Origin of the sequence: Xanthomonas sp. XNM01 (assembly GCF_014851915.1) — a bacterium.
In the GTDB taxonomy this organism is placed as follows: Bacteria; Pseudomonadota; Gammaproteobacteria; order Xanthomonadales; family Xanthomonadaceae; genus Pseudoxanthomonas.
This window is the reverse complement of the sequence record NZ_JACVAP010000024.1, coordinates 1-255: the sequence shown is the minus strand read 5'-3', so window position 1 is coordinate 255 and position 255 is coordinate 1. Positions and strand designations below refer to the sequence as shown.

General features: G+C 54.1%; 1 rRNA gene. It reads left to right on the top strand.

Going from position 1 to position 255, the window contains the following annotated elements:
• Positions 1-255: ribosomal RNA gene (locus tag IB242_RS20895) — 23S ribosomal RNA — on the top strand; the annotation flags it as partial.

Below are 255 nucleotides of genomic sequence, written 5' to 3'. Positions count from 1 at the left end.
GACAGCCAGGAGGTTGGCTTAGAAGCAGCCACCCTTTAAAGAAAGCGTAATAGCTCACTGGTCGAGTCGGTCTGCGCGGAAGATTTAACGGGGCTAAGTGATAAACCGAAGCTTGGGGTGCACAAACCTGTTTGTGCGCGGTAGAGGAGCGTTCCGTACGCCTGCGAAGGTGGATTGAGAAGTCCGCTGGAGGTATCGGAAGTGCGAATGCTGACATGAGTAACGATAATGCGGGTGAAAAGCCCGCACGCCGAA